Origin of the sequence: Collimonas sp. (assembly GCF_035566375.1) — a bacterium.
Lineage (GTDB): Bacteria > Pseudomonadota > Gammaproteobacteria > Burkholderiales > Burkholderiaceae_D > Collimonas.
In genome coordinates this window covers 32,988-49,820 of record NZ_DATMRK010000084.1, presented here as the reverse complement: position 1 = coordinate 49,820, position 16,833 = coordinate 32,988, and the positions used below count along the sequence as shown (strand labels likewise).

Sequence of the window (16,833 nt, the reverse complement as noted above, 5' to 3'; positions counted from 1 at the left end):
AGAGAAAGAGCTGAGCTACATCTCTGCCGTTTTATCACGGAGATAACTCAGCACTTGTAAGCATCTCCATTTGGAGTATTATCAATCGTCAAATGGAGAAATATCATGTCTGTCGGAAAATCTGCTATTGAAAAGCACGGCATTTCAAAAAAGCGCCGCTCAAGTGTCGTCAAGGCTAGCCAAGAAGATAGCAGGGTGGCGCAATCCTCAGCCGCGGAATATGTTGTGATTCAACGCGTATCAAAACCGCATGGCGCTGATATATTTAAGCAGATTGTGTCAGGCAAACCTATGGCCGGTTTTGCGGCCGTCAAGGTGATCAGGGAAGGATATCCGGCGCAGGTATTGAAAGCGGCCAGCAGCTTTCTCGGTGTTTCTGACGCCCGAATCCAGACTATTGCTCAGGTCCCGGCAACGACTGCTAGCCGGCTTGAAAAAAATCAATCGAAGATAGATTCAGCAGCCACCGAGCGCGTATACAGAATGGGGACGGTAACCCGTATGGCGATCGAGGTCTTCGCAGACAAAGATTCGGCCATCGAGTGGATGCGTCGGCCTAACCGTGCCCTTGGCGATGCCGCACCGCTGGATTTGATGGACACTGAACCAGGTGCTGTAGCTGTGCGCCAAGTGCTCAATGCCATCGAGACCGGCGGCGTTGCATGAAATTATGGCGTATCACAACGCGCAAGTGGGCGCTCGATAAACGATGCGACGGCGCCAGGCAATACGGCGGGCGCTGGAATCCAATTTCTTACCCTGCTATGTATGCGGGCGCGACGATAGAAATTTGCGCACTGGAAAAATTTGTTCACCTGGATGGGGCGCCGCCGCCGCCTCTGGTACTTGTGTCTATCGAAGTGCCGGACGATAAGAAGCTGTTCGTCCAGCCGTCGCTAGCAACACTTCCCAAAGACTGGTCTGACTTGCCGGCTCCGGCTGGGGCCCAGGAATTCGGCCGGCAATGGCTAGCATCGGCAAGTCAGTTAGTCATGTTTTTGCCCTCCGCCATTATTCCCGAAGCAACAAATGCCGTCATCAACCCCAGGCACGACAGGTATGCCGAAGTGGTCCTGACAATTGAGCGAGAATTCACTTTTGATGCGCGCATGTTCAAAACAAAGTGATGCTGCAAGTTGCGCGGGATTCGTCTACCATTTGCCATGAGTCACATTTTTCAAACCGCCACCTCACAGAATAATTTCGTTTCCCAAAAGCATCTTCAAGCGCAGAGATATCGGTCACCGAGAAACCGAATCGATGGACATTGTGCTAATGTCGCTGCCAACTAATTTTCACTAGCGTACCCAGGAGACCATCAATGAGCACCCCAACCACTCTTTCTGCGGCCGAACAGGCCCTGCGCGACGCTGCGCTCGAATATCATCGCAGCCCGACGCGCGGCAAGATCGCCGTGGTGCCAACCAAACCTTTGTCGAACCAGCGCGACCTGTCGCTGGCGTACTCGCCCGGCGTCGCCTATGCCTGCCTGGCGATCCACGAAGATCCGGAGATGGCGGTGGAATACACCTCGCGCGCCAATCTGGTGGGCGTGGTCACCAATGGCACTGCAGTGCTTGGCCTGGGCGATATCGGGCCGCTGGCCGGCAAGCCGGTGATGGAAGGCAAGGGCTGTCTGTTCCATAATTTTGCCGGCATCGATGTGTTCGACATCGAACTGGCCGAGCGCGATCCGGACAAGCTGGTCGAGATCATCGCCGCGCTGGAGCCGACGCTGGGCGGCATCAACCTGGAAGATATCAAGGCGCCGGAATGTTTCTATATCGAAAAGAAGCTGCGCGAGCGCATGAAGATCCCGGTCTTTCACGATGATCAGCACGGTACCGCCATCATTTCGTCGGCAGCCTTGCTGAACGGCTTGGAACTGGTCAACAAGAAGATCGGTGAAGTCAAGCTGGTGGCCTCTGGCGCCGGCGCGGCGGCGATTGCCTGCCTGGACCTGATGGTCGAACTGGGCGTCAAGCGCGAAAATATTTTCGTGTGCGATTCGCGTGGCGTGATCCACGATAAGCGTGAAGACAAGCTGGATGTGTCCAAGCAGCGCTATCAGCAAGCCACCAACGCCCGCACCCTGGCCGACGCCATTGTCGACGCCGATGTATTCCTCGGCTGTTCCGCGCCCGGCGTGCTGAGCCAGGAAATGGTCAAGACCATGGGCTCACAGCCTATCATCCTGGCGCTGGCCAATCCGGAACCGGAAATCCGTCCCGAGCTGGCGCTGGCCGCGCGGCCGGATTGCATTATCGCCACTGGCCGTTCGGATTATCCGAACCAGGTCAACAACGTGCTGTGTTTCCCTTACATTTTCCGCGGCGCTCTGGACTGCGGCGCCACCAGCATCACGGAGGCGATGAAAGTCGCGTGCGTGCGCGAGATTGCCGATCTGACCAAGGCTGAAATCAGCGAAGAAGTGGCTTCTGCTTATGCCGGCCAGGAATTGCATTTCGGCCCGGAATACATCATTCCGAAACCTTTCGATTCACGTTTGATCTTGCGTATCGCGCCAGCGGTGGCGCGTGCTGCCGAAGAGTCTGGCGTGGCGACACGTCCGATCAAGGATATGGAAGCCTATCGCCAGTCGCTGATGCGTTTCGTCAGCCACACCGGCATGTTCATGCGCCCGGTGTTCCTGGCGGCGCGCGGCGAACCGCAACGCATCGTCTACGCCGAGGGTGAAGATGAACGGGTGTTGCGTGCGGTGCAGATCGCGTTGGAAGAGAAGCTGGTGCGGCCTATCCTGATCGGCCGCCCGGCGGTGATCGAAGCCCGCATCAAGCGCGCCGGTTTGCGTTTGCAGGCCGGCCGCGATTTCGAACTGGTCAATCCGGAAGACGACGTGCGTTTCCGCCAATACTGGGAAACCTATCACGAGATCAAGGCGCGCGACGGTGTCACGCCCGAGATGGCGAAATCGACCTTGCGCCGCTCGAATACCACCATCGCCTCGCTGCTGGTCAAGCTGGGCGACGCCGACGGCATGCTGTGCGGCCTGGTGGGACGTTTCGATAGTCATCTGGAACATGTGAGCGATATCATCGGCCTGCGTGAAGGCGCCAAGTGTTTCGCCACCATGAACGGCCTGGTGCTGGATAAACACACCTTGTTTATCGCCGATACTTTCGTCAATGATGATCCGGACGCCGAGCAACTGGCCGATATCGCGGCGATGGCGGTGGAAGAAGTAAAACGCTTCGGCGTGCCACCCAAGGTGGCGTTCCTGTCGCATTCGATGTTCGGCTCCAGCAGCCGGCCGTCGGCCAAGAAAATGCGCGCCGCGCGCGACTTGTTCGTCAAGCGCATGCCGGAGGTCGAAGCCGATGGCGAGATGCATGGCGACGCCGCCTTGAGTGCAGAGGTGAGGGCGCAGTTCCTGCCGAAATCGACCCTGAGCGGCGACGCAAACGTGCTGGTGACACCGAACCTGGACGCCGCCAATATCCTGTTCAACGTGTTGAAGATGACCGGTGGTCAGGGCGTTACGGTGGGTCCGGTGCTGCTCGGTGCTGCAGCTCCGGTGCACATCTTGAATCCATCGGCGACGGTGCGCCGGGTGGTCAACATGACTGCGCTGGTGGTGGCGAACGCTATCTCTGCCAAGCAGGAAGCGTAAGTGATTGAGGGACAGAGTTCAGCCACAGTGCTTGACTCTGTCCCCCAACTAATTAAATCCCGATTTTCGTACGAACTGCCGAACTGTCAGTCGAACAGCTCCTGCCAGAAACTCTCCTTCTTTTTAGGCCGGCGATAATCGTCGTATTGCGATCCGTGATGTCCAGAGCGATACTCGGGTTGATGCCGCGCGGGTGCAGTCGGTGGTACGCTGGCGCGCGCCATTTCCTGTGTAGATTGCTGAATGATCTTGTCCAGTTCGCCACGGTCCAGCCAGACCCCGCGGCAGCCTGGACAATAATCGATCTCGATACTTTGACGTTCGCTCATCACAAGCTCTTTGTCTTTACATACAGGGCAATACATAGGCACTCTCCATATTATTCAAACGTAATGCCGGCAGGTCTTGCTGAGCCTGCCGTGCGGCTTACTCTTTGTTGGCAAATCCCAGCAACTGCAAGAGGCTGGTGAACAGGTTGAAAATCGATACGAACAGGCTGACGGTGGCCATCACATAATTGGTCTCGCCGCCGCGCACGATATTGTTGGTTTCGAACAGGATCATGCCCGACATCAGCAGCACGAACACCGCGGATACGGTCAGCGACAAGGCTGGAATGCTGAAGAAAATCGCCGCCAGACCGGCAACGAAAGCCACCAGCACGCCGACCGTCAGCATGCCGCCCAGGAAGGACAGATCACGCTTGGTGACCAGCGCATAAGCCGACATTCCCAGGAAAATGATGGCAGTACCGGCCAGCGCCATCATCACGGTCAGGCCGCCGTTGGGCAGGTTCAGGTAATGGCTGATGATCGGCCCCAAGGTGTAGCCCATGAAACCGGTCAGCGCGAACACCAGTCCGACGCCGAGGCCGCGGTCACGATATTTGGTCACCAGAAACAGCAAGCCGAAATAGCCAGCCAGGGTAATGATGATGCCGGGAGCAGGCAGGCTGAAGGCAACCGAGGCGGCGGCGACGATCGCGCTGAAGCCCAGGCATAGCGATAACAGCAGGTAGGTGTTGCGCAAGACCTGACGGGCAGCGCCATCCATCACCGTGGTGGCGGAATACCTGGCGTTGTTGTTTCTGAGTGTGTTGTAACGGTTATTCATGATGTTCCTTCGTAAAATTAAATGAGCGATGCTTCGCTTATCGGCACCGTGTATCTGGTATGAGAAATCGATTTCGCGCGCGACAGCAGCCGGTCTATCGCCTGTGCGGCGCGATGTGCAGCCTGATCGACCATGGCGGCGACATCGCGGCCCTTTTCCGTGACAACCACAGGCGGCAGGCCCGGCAGCGTCAGGTGAATCTGGCAATGTTTGTCGATGCCGCCCTTGGGGCCGTTTTGATCGCTGATGCGCACCTTCACTGCCCGGATGCTGTATCGCTTTCTGTCGAGCGCCAGGCTCAGGCGGCGGATCACGTACTCGCGCAGTCCGCGGCTGAGTTTTACGTTTTTTGCAACGATCGTCGGTTTCATCAAAGACTCCAGTTCGTTTTAGGAAAAGCCATCATATAGCCGCGACATGACTTTAAAAAGCGAAGATAATCGAAGAATTACTTCTGAAAAACAGAACAATGAAATCATCGGGATTGAATTTTCGGCATCTCCATTATTTTTGGGTAGTGGCCAAAGAAGGCAGCGTAACGCGTGCCGCCGAGCGCCTGGGGCTGGCGGTGCAAACCGTCAGCACCCAGCTTTCCCTGCTTGAGCTGGCGGTAGGAAAGTCGCTGCTGGCGCCGCAGGGACGGCGCCTGGTGTTGACCGAGGCGGGACGCTTGGCGCTAGGTTATGCCGATCAGATTTTCCTGTTGGGTGAGCAGATGCAGGATGCGCTGGCCGCAGCCGAAGATGAACCCACCATGCGACTGGCGGTCGGTATTTCGGATTCGTTGCCGAAACTCATTTCTTCACGCCTGCTGGAAGCCGCCTTACGGCTGCCGCAACGGGTAAAACTAGTGTGTTACGAGGATAAATTCGAGTCTTTGCTGGCCGATCTGAGCATGCACAAACTGGATGTCGTGCTGACCGACAGGCCGGCGCCTTCCGGCACCGCGCTGCGGGTATTCAGCCATTTGCTTGGTGAAAGCGACATCGCGCTGTTTGGCAGCACGGAACTGGCAAAGCGCTATCGCGCAAAATTTCCTGCCAGCCTGAGCGGTGCCCCCATGCTACTGCCGACGCGCAATAACCTGATTCGCGGCCGCATCGATCACTGGTTCGAATCGCGCAATCTGCGGCCGGACGTGGTTGGCGAATTTGACGACAATGCACTCCTGAATACCTTCGGCCGTAGCGGCCTGGGCCTGTTTCCAGCACCGTTCGCGCTCGCCGCAGACGTCGAGGAACAATTTGGCGCCGTGCTGATTGGCGAACTGGATCAGGTGCATGAGCAATTTTATGCGGTATCGAATGAACGCAAGATCAAGCACCCGGCGGTTGAGGCGATTTTGTCGGCGATACATGGCAGGGTTTTCACGCCGGCTAGACGTAAATGAACAATGGCAGCCGGATTTAGGCCGCCGACAAAGCCCGCCGATGCTCGCCCGGACTGCTTCCCGTCCACTTCTTGAAGGCCCGGTGGAAGGCGCTGGAATCGGCAAAACCAAGGCTGATCGCAATCTCCTCAATGCTCCTGGCGGAACCGCTCAAATAATTGATGGCCAGGTCGCGCCGCAGATTGTCCTTGATCGCCTGATACGATTGTCCTTCCTGGCTGAGTTTGCGGCGCAAGGTCGACGCCGGCGTATGCAGTTGTTTCGACAAACTGTCGAAGTCTGACCACTCGGTCAGCGGCAGCTGGCGCAAGTGGCGCCGGATGGTGGCTGCCAGGCTATCGTGATTGCTATATTTCACCAACAGGTTGCCCGGCGCTTCGCGCAGGAAGGATTGCAGCGAACGCTGGTTTTGTACTATCGGCAAAGCCAGGCAGGCTGCATCGAAAGTGATGCTGGTCTGTGTTTGGCTGAAGCGGGCCTGCTCGCAAAAACGGGTCTTGTAATCGAGGCTGGCCAGCGGTTCCTCGCAACGAAAATCTGCAGACAACAACTGGATGCGGCGTCCGATCAGCCAACTGCCGACGCCATGCACGATCATCAGGAAGGTAGCGTAGGCAAACATGCGGCCCGGAGCACCGGTTTCGTGGATGGCGATGCGCGCCAGGCCGTCTTGTTCCGAGAGTGTCGCCGACATGTCGTCCAGCACCAGCCGCAGGAAATCCAGCATGCGCGCCAGAGCTTTACCGAGATTGGCGCTATGCAGGACGCTGCGACACAACATGTTGAAGCTGCCGACCCGCATCGGATGGATATCCATGCCGAAAAATTCGTCATCCATGGCGTGCGCGATCAGATACCAGAGCCGGCCGTAGTTGGCGGCGGCGACCCGGGCGTGCGGCGCGCTCAGCCAGCGCGGAGAAATGCCCGCTTCAAGCAGTAGCGCTTCAGTATCCATGCCGCGTTGGCGCATGCTGTGCAGCGCTTCATCGACAAAACTGATGGCGATCGTTCCCTTTTCCCAATCTTCCATAATTCCATTTACCTGGGTATTGCAATTCCGATCAAATTCATTGATCGGTTTTAACATGGTTGCCAGCCACTAAATATTCTAGACTCGGCGGCAGCACTTCCGTTTCTCATAACAACAAGAGCAGATCAAGCCTGCCATTTTAGGTTAGAGGAGAACAATCATGTCATCTGCTTTGCCGGCCGCTGTAATAGTTACCATTCCTGATTATGCCCAGTTCTATGCGGATTTCAGTGCCGACAGCATTGCTGCCGAACTGTCCGGGAATCTGCAAGCCGGGGTTAACGCCTGCGTCGAATGTTGCGACCGGCACGCCGCATCAGACCATGACCATATAGCATTGTTTTGGGAAGGCAAGGATGGCCGCAGCGCCAGTTATACCTTTGCCCAGCTCAAGGAGTTGTCGGGCCGTTTTGCCAATTTCCTGAAGGCGCAGGGCGTCCAGCCAGGCGACCGCGTAGCCGGTTTGCTGCCGCGTACCCCGGAACTGCTGATTGCCATTCTGGGTACCTGGCGCGCCGGTGCGGTGTACCAGCCCTTGTTCACCGCCTTCGGTTCGAAATCGATTGAATACCGGATTGCCGCCAGCGAAGCCAGGCTGATCGTTACCGATACCGATAACCGCCACAAGCTGGCAGAAGTGCCTGCATGTCCGCCGATCATGACCGTCGCCGATCAAGCGCCGGCCGGCGATTTCGGCTTCTGGGACCAGTTGGACCGCCAATCGACAGAGTTTGCACCGGTGATGCGCAAGGCCGACGACGCTTTCATCATGTTGTTTACCTCGGGCACCACCGGCCCAGCCAAAGGTGTCGCGGTGCCATTGCGGGCGATGTTGGCGTTTTACGTGTATACGCGTTATGCGATGGATCTGCGGCCGGAGGATGCTTTCTGGAATATCGCCGATCCCGGCTGGGCTTATGGCTTGTACTACTGCGTCACCGGGCCCTTGCTGATGGGGCATGCGATTACCTTCTATGAGGGCTCGTTTACGGTGGAAAGCAGCTATCGGATTATCGACAAATACAAAATTAGCAATCTTGCAGGTTCGCCCACCGCATACCGGCTGCTGATTGCCGCCGGTGCAGCAGCGGCGGCGCCGGTCAAGGGCCGTTTGCGCGTCGTCAGCAGCGCCGGCGAGCCTTTGAATCCGGAGGTGATTCGCTGGTTCGGCGAGCATCTGGCTTGTCCGATCAACGATCATTACGGCCAGACCGAGCTGGGCATGGTGTTGTGCAACCACCATGGCTTGCGGCATGAGGTGCGCCTGGGTTCGGCCGGTCTCGCCATGCCGGGTTATCGCCTGGCAGTGCTGGACGACGATCAACAGGAGCTGGCGGCGGGCGAGCCGGGCGTGCTGGCGGTGGATCGCCGCAATTCGCCGGTGTATTGGTTCCAGGGCTATTGGCAGCAAGACAATGCGGCTGACAGCAACGACTACTACATCACCGGCGATACGGTCGAGAAAAACCAGGATGGCAGCATCAGCTTTATCGGACGCGGTGACGATATCATTACTTCTGCCGGTTATCGCATCGGCCCCTTCGATGTCGAAAGCGCGTTGCTGGAGCATCCAGCGGTGGTTGAGGCAGCGGTGGTCGGCAAGCCCGACCCCGAGCGCACTGAACTGGTCAAGGCATTTGTGGTCTTGAGCAAGGACTATCAAGCCAGTGCCGAACTGATCGCCGAGCTGCAGCAATACGTCAAACATCGTCTGGCGGCGCATTCTTATCCGCGCGAAATTGAATTTTTAACAGAACTGCCAAAGACCCCGAGCGGTAAACTGCAGCGCTTCATCTTGCGCAATCAGGAAATCGCCAAATCAAAGGTTAACCGGCCCTAAATTTATAGAAGAGAAGAGAAAAACATGCAAATTGAAAATAATGTATTCCTGATCAGCGGCGGCAGTTCCGGCCTGGGTGCGGCAACTGCCGCCATGCTGGTGCAGGGCGGCGCCAAGGTGGTGATCGCCGATATCAACCAGGAAGCCGGCGCCGCATTGGCGACGCAACTGGGCGCCAATGCGCGTTTTGTTGCTACCGATGTGTGCAGCGAGGCCAGCGCCACGGAGGCGGTCAACACCGCTCTTACGGTGTTCGGCGGCTTGCACGGGCTGGTCAGCTGTGCCGGCGTGGCTCCGGCCAAGCGCATAGTCGGCAAGGAAGGGCCGCATGCCCTGGAAGATTTCAGCCGCGTGGTCCAGATCAACCTGATTGGTACTTTCAACATGATGCGCCTGGCCGCCGATGCGATGAGCAAGGGCCAGCCGAACGCGGATGGTGAGCGCGGGGTGATCATCAACACCGCTTCGGTTGCCGCTTTCGACGGCCAGATCGGCCAGGCTGCCTATGCTTCATCCAAGGGCGGGGTAGTGGCCCTGACCTTGCCGGCAGCGCGCGAACTGGCGCGCCACGGCATCCGTGTGATGACGATTGCGCCGGGCATCATGGAAACGCCGATGTTGCTCGGCATGCCGGAAGAGGTGCAGGACGCGCTAGGAAAAATGGTGCCGTTCCCGCCACGCCTGGGTAAACCGGCTGAATTCTCGGCCTTGGTGAAGACCATCGTCGAGACGGTCTACCTGAACGGTGAAGTGATCCGTCTCGATGGCGGGATCCGGCTGGCGCCTAAGTAAGTAAGAAGTAAGCGCCCAGCAGTTGATTTTGAAAGCCGGGGCGGTTGAGCGCGAGCTTAGCCGCCCTGTCTTTTTACGATCTCTTTATTGAAAAAATCGTAGATGCCGTTCTCGCCCATGCGGCGGGCGTCTGCCAGTTCGCCGGCCTTGGTCGAATACAGGATCTTGTTGTCCGGGCTGAGCAGCACCGCAGCTGGAATGCCCTTTTTAATCGGGTTGCCGTAAGACTCGGCGACGTCCAGATTCTTGTCGAAATTGCCGACGTCGACTTTCACCAGAATGAATTTGCCGTCGATCAGCGCCGCGCTTTTGCCATGCAGCGCCTTGTCCAGTTCGCGGCAGTCGGTGCACCAGTTGGCGCCGAATACCAATATCACTTGTTTTTTGCTGGCCTGGGCCTGGCTCAAGGCCTGGCTCAGGTCGGCTTTGGCGTCGGCCTTTTCATCGTAGGGCAGCGGGGCGGCGGCTACCGCCTGCGCCAATAGCAGGCCGAGGCATAGGGCGAAGAATTTTTTCATCATGCGATCCTGTTCAGGTTAGATAGTTATCCGGCATTAGCCCGATGTTTTACGGATGCGGCCGTGTATTCGTGAGTATATTTCGTTTTGGCAATTGGCGGTTTAGGACTGATTCAGCATTGAACGATAGCCCCCGGTTTCGATCAGAGTAAGCCTATTCAGCTGGAAAGCCCCGTGAGTTTGCCAAATTATGGCAAACTGCGGGCTGATTTCGGGAGCCCCCTTTTGAGCATCATAAAAAATTTACCGTTTGAGTGGCTGGTCGGCATACGCTATACCCGCGCGGGCAAGCGCAGCGGCCGCAACAGCTTTATTTCCTTCATTTCGCTGATATCGATGGCCGGCATCGCCCTCGGTGTGGCGGCGCTGATCGTGGTGTTGTCAGTAATGAACGGCTTCCAGAAAGACGTGCGCGACCGCATGCTGTCGGTGCTGGCCCATATCGAGGTGTTCGATGCTTCCGGCTCCATGCGGAACTGGGAAGAGGTCGCCCAGCAGGCCTTCAAGAACAAGGAAGTGATAGGCGCGGCGCCCTATGTCGATGCGCAGGCCATGCTGGTGCGTGAAGGCGTCTTGCGCGGCGTGGCGATACGCGGCGTGTTGCCGGCTGAAGAACCCAAGGTGTCAGAGGTCGCCAGCAAGGTCAAGCAAGGCAGCTTCAATAACCTCAAGCCCGGCGAATTCAATATCGTGCTGGGGATAGAGCTGGCGCATGCCTTGAGCGTCGGCATCGGCGACAAGGTGACATTGATGGCGGCGCAAGGGCAGGTGACCCCGGCCGGCGTGATTCCTCGCTTGCGGCAATTCACCGTGGCCGGGATTTTCGAGGCTGGTCATTTTGAATACGATTCGACCCTGGCCTTTATCCACTTGGAAGATGCGGAAAAGATGTTCCGCCAGGATTCGCCGTCCGGCGTGCGCCTGAAGATCGTCGATATGCTGCAAGCGCCGCAGGTGGTGCAGCAACTGGCGACCACGCTGCCGCCTAATCTGTACTTGCGCGACTGGACCCAGCAGAACAGCAACTGGTTCGCCGCCGTCAAGACTGAAAAACGCATGATGTTCATCATCCTGACCCTGATCATCGCGGTAGCCGCCTTCAACCTGGTGTCGACGCTGGTGATGACGGTGACCGATAAGCAGGCTGACATTGCGATCCTGCGCACGCTGGGCGCATCGCCTGGTTCGATCATGAAGATTTTCATGATCCAAGGCGCACTGGTGGGGCTGATCGGCACCGCCATCGGAGTCGGCGGCGGCGTGCTGATCGCCTTGAATATCGATGTCATCGTGCCGTTTATCGAAAATATGCTGCACGTGCAGTTCCTGCCTAAGAGCGTGTATGTGATTACCGAATTGCCGTCAGACCTGCGCTGGCCGGATGTCTGGACCATCGGCGGGGTTGCCGTGGTGCTGGCTTTCCTGGCCACCTTGTACCCGAGCTGGTGGGCGGCCCGGGTGAAACCTGCTGAGGCATTGCGTTATGAATAAACCAAATAATTCCACAGTTCTTTCCTGCCGCAACCTGGGCAAGACTTTTACCCAAGGTGCATATTCGGTCAAGGTCTTGAACGGCATCGATATCGATGTCGCCAAGGGCGAGCAAGTCGCCATCGTCGGCGCCTCCGGCTCCGGCAAATCGACCTTGCTGCACCTGCTGGGCGGCCTCGATGCACCGACCGCCGGCAACGTCAGCCTGCTGGGCAAGGACTTTACGACGCTGGGGGAAAAGACCCGTGGCGACTTGCGCAATAACGCACTCGGTTTCGTCTACCAGTTTCATCATCTGCTGCCGGAATTTTCTGCGCTGGATAACGTCGCCATGCCCTTGATGATCCGCCGCCTCAAGCGTAGCGATGCGCAACAGCAGGCGCGTGAGATTCTGGCGCGGGTCGGTCTGGCTGAACGGGTAATCCACGTGCCGGGCGAGTTGTCCGGCGGCGAGCGTCAGCGGGTGGCGCTGGCACGGGCGCTGGTCACGCGGCCGGCTTGCGTGCTGGCCGACGAGCCGACCGGCAATCTCGATCGGGCCACTGCACAGATGACTTTCGATCTGATGCTGGAGTTGTCGCAAACCTTGGGTACGGCCTTCGTGATCGTGACCCATGACATCGAACTGGCGCGCCGCTGCGGCCGCATTCTGCGGCTGTCAGAGCGCGGGCTGGAGCCTTATCATGACCGGCTCGAAGCGGTCGAGTGATTGCCGGCATCCTTGTCGATCTCTTGCAGGCTGCCGAAAAATAGCGCGTACTGGCGCGTGAACTGGGCGCCGAAAAAGAAAATCTGCGCCGAGTAATAAATCCACAGTAACAGCGCAATCACCGAACCGGCCGCGCCATAGCTGGAGGCGATACCGCTATTGCCGAGATAGATGCCGATCAGGTATTTGCCGAGCACGAACAGGGCGGCGGTGCCGATCGAGCCTATCCACACATCGCGCCAGGGCAATTTGGTCTGCGGCAGCATCTTGTAGATCGAGGCGAACAGGCTGGCGATCACGGCAAATGAAAACAGTTGCGACAGCGGCGAAAAAACCAGTGTGACGCTGAGCCACATGCCGCCCAGGTACTTTGCCAGCAGCGCCAGCGCCGCGCTGACCACCAGCGAAGTCAGCAACAGGAAAGCCAGCACCAGTATCAGCCCGAACGACAGCAGGCGGGTGCGGATCAGGGACATGATGCCGGATTGGCGGGTACGTTCGACGTACCAGATCTCATCCAGGCTATCCTTCAGTTCGGAGAATACGGTGGTGGCGCCGATCAGCAGCACTGCCACCGCGATCAGCGCCGCAATTGGCCCCGAGCGATTGCTGTGGGCCGCCGCCAGCAGCAGCTGGATGGCGTCGGCGCCGGTCGGGCCGATCAATCCCGCCAGCTGGCCGAAAATTTCGCCGCGCGCCGCCTGTTCGCCGAATACCGCACCGGCAATCGCAATCACCAGTATCAGCATGGGCGCCATCGAGAACAGGGTATAGAAGGCCAGGGCAGCGCCTTTGCTGCCGGAGCGCTGCTTGAACCATTCCTGCAGGGTGCTGGCCAGCATGGCCTGGATGCGTTGCCGTTCTGGGAGTTTGATCGGAAGTTTAATCATGCGCGACGCTTTCTTTTAAGCCTGTCTGGCGATGTTTACATGCCAAAGCGGGTATGTTCATAACGCGGATCGGGGCCGTTTTCGAGCTTGCGCACAATCCCGCTGTCGTCGAAGTAGACCGTCATCATCGAGTTCCAGACGCCGCTTTCCTTGTAACCGTAATTCCAGCCATTCAGCTTGACCCGGCTGTAGTAGATGGTTTCGATCGGCTTGCCGACGGTGCGCAGGACATCGTTCTGGTTGAATTGATTGACCTTGATGGTGGCAAATTTCTCCAGAGTCAGTACTTGCTCGTAGGAAATTAGCTTGTGGTCCGGGCCGATTTTAGCCATATAGGTTGTCTGGCCAAACGGCCCGCGCGAATATTCCAATAATACATCATTGCCGTCTTGATAAGTTCCAGTCGGCTTTCCCAGGCGCGCCAGCACCTGCGCTTCGGGTTCGCCTGGATTGACCGGCGGCGCCAGCAGCGAGGCGCAGCCGCCCAGGCTCAGCAAGCAGGCGGCCAGGAAAAGGGAAAAGGGTTGCTTCATAGCGATACTCCAAAATAGATTGTTGTTGACGGCGCGCTAACTGTTTGAATTGGCAGGGCTTTTGCTATATACTGCGCGTCTGGTCGAGTTCGACCGGATTTTTTAATTGTTTGTTCACGGTGCATAGGGTTACGTACTCTGTACACCGCTTGTGAAAGGTAAAGCATGACTATCGAAAAAACAGCCAAGGCCGCTATTATCACTGATAATGCGCGCGGTCAAAACGACACCGGCTCCCCAGAAGTGCAAGTTGCGCTGCTGACAGCCCGTATCAACGACCTGAACGGTCACTTCAAAGCCCACGCTAAGGATCATCATTCCCGCCGCGGCCTGATCATGATGGTTAACCGTCGTAAAAGCCTGCTGTCCTACCTCAAAGGTAAGGACCTGAACCGTTACCGCTCGCTGATCGAAAAACTCGGCTTGCGTAAGTAATAGTAAGTGCGCGACTCGTCGTCGACCTCCGGTATTTTCAGCGACATCTTGTTTCGATATTTCGTGACGATGTCCTTGGTCCGTCGATAAGTTGAAAAAAATGCCTGTATCAGTTTCTGATGCGGGCATTTTTGCTTTTGCGGCAGATTTATCTCTGCACAAGTTTAAAAAAAATTAGAAGTTAAGAAGTTGGTTACAGGCAAGGAGACGGCAATTCTCTGGTGTTAGCCAGCGATGCAATCGTCTGTGGTGAGGTGAACGACAGCGCCTGAAAATCTGTCGGCAAAATGAAAGGATATATTGTGTTTAATAAAGTTACTAAGACGTTCCAGTATGGTCAGCATCAAGTTACTCTGGAAACCGGCGAGATCGCTCGTCAAGCCTCCGGCGCAGTGCTGGTATCGATCGAAGATACCGTTGTGCTGGCTACCGTTGTGGCACGCAAAGATGCCAAACCAGGTCAGGATTTTTTCCCGCTGACCGTTGATTACGTTGAAAAGACATACGCAGCTGGCCGTATCCCAGGCGGTTTCTTCAAGCGCGAAGGCCGTCCTTCCGAAAAAGAAACCCTGACATCGCGCCTGATCGATCGCCCGATCCGCCCGCTGTTCCCAGAAGGTTACCTGAATGAAGTGCAAGTCATCATTCACGTGCTGTCGGTCAATCCTGAAATCGATCCGGATATCGCTGCGATGATCGGCGCTTCGGCTGCCTTGTCGGTCGCTGGCATTCCTTTCGCCGGCCCGGTCGGTGCTGCGCGCGTTGGTTATATCGACGGTCAATACGTGTTGAACCCAACCACATCGCAACTGACCAAGTCGGCTATGGATCTGGTGGTTGCCGGTACTGAAACCGCAGTGTTGATGGTGGAATCCGAAGCCAAGCAATTGTCGGAAGAAATCATGCTGGGCGCGGTGGTGTTCGGCCACGAGCAATCGAAGGCCGTGATCGACGCGATCCACGAACTGGTGCGCGACGGCGGCAAGCCTGAAGTTGAATGGAGCCCGGCGCCGAAGAATGACGCGCTGATCGCTCGCGTTGCGCATTTCGGCGAAGCCAAGCTGCGTGAAGCTTACCAAACCAAAGACAAGCAAGCCCGCACCACCAAGCTAAAAGACGCTACTGCTGAAGTCAATGCTGCACTGGCTGCCGAAGCTGCATCGATTGGCGGCACTGCACCTGATTCGTCCGAAGTCAGCGGCATCCTGTTCGACCTGGAAGCCAAGATCGTCCGTTCGCAGATCCTTGAAGGCGAACCGCGTATCGATGGCCGCGACACTCGCACCGTGCGTCCGATCACGATCCGCACCGGCGTTTTGCCGCGTACCCACGGTTCGGCACTGTTCACCCGTGGCGAAACGCAAGCGCTGGTAGTTGCCACGCTGGGCACCGCACGCGACGAACAAAAGATCGACGCGTTGATGGGCGAGTACTCGGATCGCTTCATGCTGCACTACAACATGCCACCGTTCGCGACTGGCGAAACCGGCCGCGTAGGTACCCCAAAGCGCCGCGAAATCGGCCACGGCCGTCTGGCCAAGCGCGCACTGCAAGCAGCATTGCCGGCGCCGGAAGATTTCAGCTACTCGGTACGCCTGGTATCGGAAATCACTGAATCCAACGGTTCGTCGTCGATGGCTTCGGTCTGCGGCGGCTGCCTGGCATTGATGGATGCCGGTGTGCCGATGCAAGCACACGTTGCCGGTATCGCCATGGGCCTGATCAAGGAAGGCAGTAAATTTGCGGTCCTGACCGACATCCTGGGCGATGAAGATCACCTCGGTGACATGGACTTCAAGGTAGCTGGTACAGCCAACGGTATCACTGCTCTGCAGATGGATATCAAGATCCAGGGCATCACCAAGGAAATCATGCAGGTCGCATTAGCGCAAGCTAAAGAAGGCCGCGTCCATATCCTCGGCAAAATGCAAGAAGCGGTACCGCACGGTAAAACCGAGCTGTCCGATTTCGCACCACGCCTGATCACCATCAAGATCAATCCGGAAAAAATCCGTGACGTGATCGGCAAGGGCGGCGCTGTGATTCGTGCGCTGACTGAAGAAACCGGCACCCAGATCGATATCAGCGACGAAGGCGTCGTGACTATCGCTTCGGTGGATGCTGCTGCCGGTCAGGAAGCCAAGCGTCGTATCGAAGAACTGACTGCTTCGGTTGAAGTCGGCAAGGTCTACGAAGGTACCGTCTTGAAGCTGCTGGATTTCGGCGCGATCGTGCAAGTATTGCCGGGCAAGGATGGTCTGCTGCACATCAGCCAGATCGCCAATGAGCGCGTGAATGCAGTTGCTGATTACCTGAAAGAAGGCCAGCAAGTACGCGTCAAGGTTCTCGAAACGGATGACCGCGGCCGCTTGAAGCTGTCGATGAAGGCAGCGCAGTCTGACGAAGGCGGCGAAGCTGCTCCGGCAGCGGCGCAGTAATATCGCATTAACTTAGCTGTATG

17 protein-coding genes are annotated in these 16,833 nt (G+C 57.3%); 10 read left to right on the top strand and 7 right to left on the bottom strand.

What is annotated here, in order from left to right:
• Positions 1–105 precede the first annotated feature (105 nt).
• The 3 genes from parS to VNZ60_RS24605 all read left to right on the top strand — a co-directional run bounded on the left by parS (position 106) and on the right by VNZ60_RS24605 (position 3,631).
• The gene (gene parS / locus VNZ60_RS24615; RefSeq protein WP_325663950.1) at positions 106–666 is read left to right on the top strand and encodes a type II RES/Xre toxin-antitoxin system antitoxin; all 561 of its coding nucleotides are present in this window, start codon (positions 106–108) and stop codon (positions 664–666) included.
• A complete protein-coding gene (locus VNZ60_RS24610) occupies positions 663–1,127 on the top strand; it encodes an RES family NAD+ phosphorylase (RefSeq protein ID WP_325663949.1) in 465 nt (154 codons plus the stop codon). The genes parS and VNZ60_RS24610 overlap by 4 nt, the downstream gene beginning before the upstream one ends.
• Positions 1,128–1,321: 194 nt before the next feature.
• The gene (locus VNZ60_RS24605) at positions 1,322–3,631 is read left to right on the top strand and encodes an NADP-dependent malic enzyme (protein WP_325663947.1); all 2,310 of its coding nucleotides are present in this window, start codon (positions 1,322–1,324) and stop codon (positions 3,629–3,631) included.
• Between the two features lie 86 nt (positions 3,632–3,717).
• Here VNZ60_RS24605 and VNZ60_RS24600 read toward each other — a convergent pair whose 3' ends face one another.
• The 3 genes from VNZ60_RS24600 to VNZ60_RS24590 form a co-directional block, all read right to left on the bottom strand.
• Entirely contained in the window at positions 3,718–3,996 is a 279-nt protein-coding gene (locus tag VNZ60_RS24600) for a TFIIB-type zinc ribbon-containing protein (RefSeq protein WP_325663945.1), read from the bottom strand.
• Between the two features lie 61 nt (positions 3,997–4,057).
• Positions 4,058–4,744 carry a Bax inhibitor-1/YccA family protein gene (locus VNZ60_RS24595; RefSeq protein ID WP_325663943.1) on the bottom strand — a complete coding sequence of 229 codons (687 nt, stop codon included), beginning with the start codon at positions 4,742–4,744 and terminating at the stop codon, positions 4,058–4,060.
• 17 nt (positions 4,745–4,761) lie between these two features.
• Positions 4,762–5,115 carry an HPF/RaiA family ribosome-associated protein gene (locus VNZ60_RS24590; protein WP_325663941.1) on the bottom strand — a complete coding sequence of 118 codons (354 nt, stop codon included), beginning with the start codon at positions 5,113–5,115 and terminating at the stop codon, positions 4,762–4,764.
• Between the two features lie 98 nt (positions 5,116–5,213).
• Here VNZ60_RS24590 and nhaR point away from each other — a divergent pair, with 98 nt between their 5' ends.
• Positions 5,214–6,134 carry a transcriptional activator NhaR gene (nhaR, locus tag VNZ60_RS24585; RefSeq protein WP_325663940.1) on the top strand — a complete coding sequence of 307 codons (921 nt, stop codon included), beginning with the start codon at positions 5,214–5,216 and terminating at the stop codon, positions 6,132–6,134.
• A gap of 16 nt (positions 6,135–6,150) precedes the next feature.
• Here the strand turns inward: nhaR and VNZ60_RS24580 are convergent, their stop codons facing one another.
• The gene (locus VNZ60_RS24580; RefSeq protein ID WP_325663938.1) at positions 6,151–7,164 is read right to left on the bottom strand and encodes an AraC family transcriptional regulator; all 1,014 of its coding nucleotides are present in this window, start codon (positions 7,162–7,164) and stop codon (positions 6,151–6,153) included.
• Positions 7,165–7,324: 160 nt separating this feature from the next.
• Here VNZ60_RS24580 and VNZ60_RS24575 point away from each other — a divergent pair, with 160 nt between their 5' ends.
• Together VNZ60_RS24575 and VNZ60_RS24570 are read left to right on the top strand one after the other, a co-directional pair.
• On the top strand, positions 7,325–9,004 hold the full coding sequence (locus VNZ60_RS24575) for an AMP-binding protein (RefSeq protein ID WP_325663936.1): 1,680 nt from the start codon (positions 7,325–7,327) through the stop codon (positions 9,002–9,004).
• Between the two features lie 24 nt (positions 9,005–9,028).
• Entirely contained in the window at positions 9,029–9,796 is a 768-nt protein-coding gene (locus VNZ60_RS24570) for a 3-hydroxyacyl-CoA dehydrogenase (RefSeq protein WP_325663934.1), read from the top strand.
• 56 nt (positions 9,797–9,852) lie between these two features.
• Here VNZ60_RS24570 and VNZ60_RS24565 read toward each other — a convergent pair whose 3' ends face one another.
• Positions 9,853–10,317 (bottom strand): thioredoxin family protein, encoded by a 465-nt coding sequence (locus VNZ60_RS24565; protein WP_325663933.1) that lies wholly within the window; start codon positions 10,315–10,317, stop codon positions 9,853–9,855.
• A 222-nt stretch (positions 10,318–10,539) separates the two neighbouring features.
• Here VNZ60_RS24565 and VNZ60_RS24560 point away from each other — a divergent pair, with 222 nt between their 5' ends.
• The gene (locus tag VNZ60_RS24560; protein WP_325663931.1) at positions 10,540–11,805 is read left to right on the top strand and encodes a lipoprotein-releasing ABC transporter permease subunit; all 1,266 of its coding nucleotides are present in this window, start codon (positions 10,540–10,542) and stop codon (positions 11,803–11,805) included.
• On the top strand, positions 11,798–12,514 hold the full coding sequence (gene lolD, locus VNZ60_RS24555) for a lipoprotein-releasing ABC transporter ATP-binding protein LolD (protein WP_325663929.1): 717 nt from the start codon (positions 11,798–11,800) through the stop codon (positions 12,512–12,514). The genes VNZ60_RS24560 and lolD overlap by 8 nt, the downstream gene beginning before the upstream one ends.
• On the opposite strand, the gene VNZ60_RS24550 is transcribed toward lolD, so the two are convergent.
• Positions 12,487–13,404: a YihY/virulence factor BrkB family protein gene (locus VNZ60_RS24550; RefSeq protein ID WP_325663927.1), complete on the bottom strand. Its 918-nt coding sequence runs from the start codon at positions 13,402–13,404 to the stop codon at positions 12,487–12,489. The genes lolD and VNZ60_RS24550 overlap by 28 nt on opposite strands.
• A gap of 35 nt (positions 13,405–13,439) precedes the next feature.
• Entirely contained in the window at positions 13,440–13,937 is a 498-nt protein-coding gene (locus VNZ60_RS24545) for a hypothetical protein (protein ID WP_325663925.1), read from the bottom strand.
• Between the two features lie 165 nt (positions 13,938–14,102).
• On the opposite strand from VNZ60_RS24545, the gene rpsO reads away from it, so the two are divergent.
• Both rpsO and pnp read left to right on the top strand, forming a co-directional pair.
• The gene (rpsO, locus tag VNZ60_RS24540) at positions 14,103–14,372 is read left to right on the top strand and encodes a 30S ribosomal protein S15 (protein ID WP_014007042.1); all 270 of its coding nucleotides are present in this window, start codon (positions 14,103–14,105) and stop codon (positions 14,370–14,372) included.
• 302 nt (positions 14,373–14,674) lie between these two features.
• The gene (gene pnp / locus VNZ60_RS24535) at positions 14,675–16,810 is read left to right on the top strand and encodes a polyribonucleotide nucleotidyltransferase (protein WP_325663919.1); all 2,136 of its coding nucleotides are present in this window, start codon (positions 14,675–14,677) and stop codon (positions 16,808–16,810) included.
• Positions 16,811–16,833: the final 23 nt, after the last annotated feature.

Coding starts and splice junctions, on each gene's coding strand:
- VNZ60_RS24580 (WP_325663938.1), bottom strand. CDS start 7,164: ATGGAAGATTGGGAAAAGGGAACGATCGCCATCAGTTTTGTCGATGAA.
- VNZ60_RS24565 (WP_325663933.1), bottom strand. CDS start 10,317: ATGATGAAAAAATTCTTCGCCCTATGCCTCGGCCTGCTATTGGCGCAG.
- parS (WP_325663950.1), top strand. CDS start 106: ATGTCTGTCGGAAAATCTGCTATTGAAAAGCACGGCATTTCAAAAAAG.
- nhaR (WP_325663940.1), top strand. CDS start 5,214: ATGAAATCATCGGGATTGAATTTTCGGCATCTCCATTATTTTTGGGTA.
- VNZ60_RS24595 (WP_325663943.1), bottom strand. CDS start 4,744: ATGAATAACCGTTACAACACACTCAGAAACAACAACGCCAGGTATTCC.
- VNZ60_RS24610 (WP_325663949.1), top strand. CDS start 663: ATGAAATTATGGCGTATCACAACGCGCAAGTGGGCGCTCGATAAACGA.
- lolD (WP_325663929.1), top strand. CDS start 11,798: ATGAATAAACCAAATAATTCCACAGTTCTTTCCTGCCGCAACCTGGGC.
- VNZ60_RS24575 (WP_325663936.1), top strand. CDS start 7,325: ATGTCATCTGCTTTGCCGGCCGCTGTAATAGTTACCATTCCTGATTAT.
- VNZ60_RS24600 (WP_325663945.1), bottom strand. CDS start 3,996: ATGTATTGCCCTGTATGTAAAGACAAAGAGCTTGTGATGAGCGAACGT.
- VNZ60_RS24605 (WP_325663947.1), top strand. CDS start 1,322: ATGAGCACCCCAACCACTCTTTCTGCGGCCGAACAGGCCCTGCGCGAC.
- VNZ60_RS24570 (WP_325663934.1), top strand. CDS start 9,029: ATGCAAATTGAAAATAATGTATTCCTGATCAGCGGCGGCAGTTCCGGC.
- VNZ60_RS24550 (WP_325663927.1), bottom strand. CDS start 13,404: ATGATTAAACTTCCGATCAAACTCCCAGAACGGCAACGCATCCAGGCC.
- rpsO (WP_014007042.1), top strand. CDS start 14,103: ATGACTATCGAAAAAACAGCCAAGGCCGCTATTATCACTGATAATGCG.
- VNZ60_RS24545 (WP_325663925.1), bottom strand. CDS start 13,937: ATGAAGCAACCCTTTTCCCTTTTCCTGGCCGCCTGCTTGCTGAGCCTG.
- VNZ60_RS24590 (WP_325663941.1), bottom strand. CDS start 5,115: ATGAAACCGACGATCGTTGCAAAAAACGTAAAACTCAGCCGCGGACTG.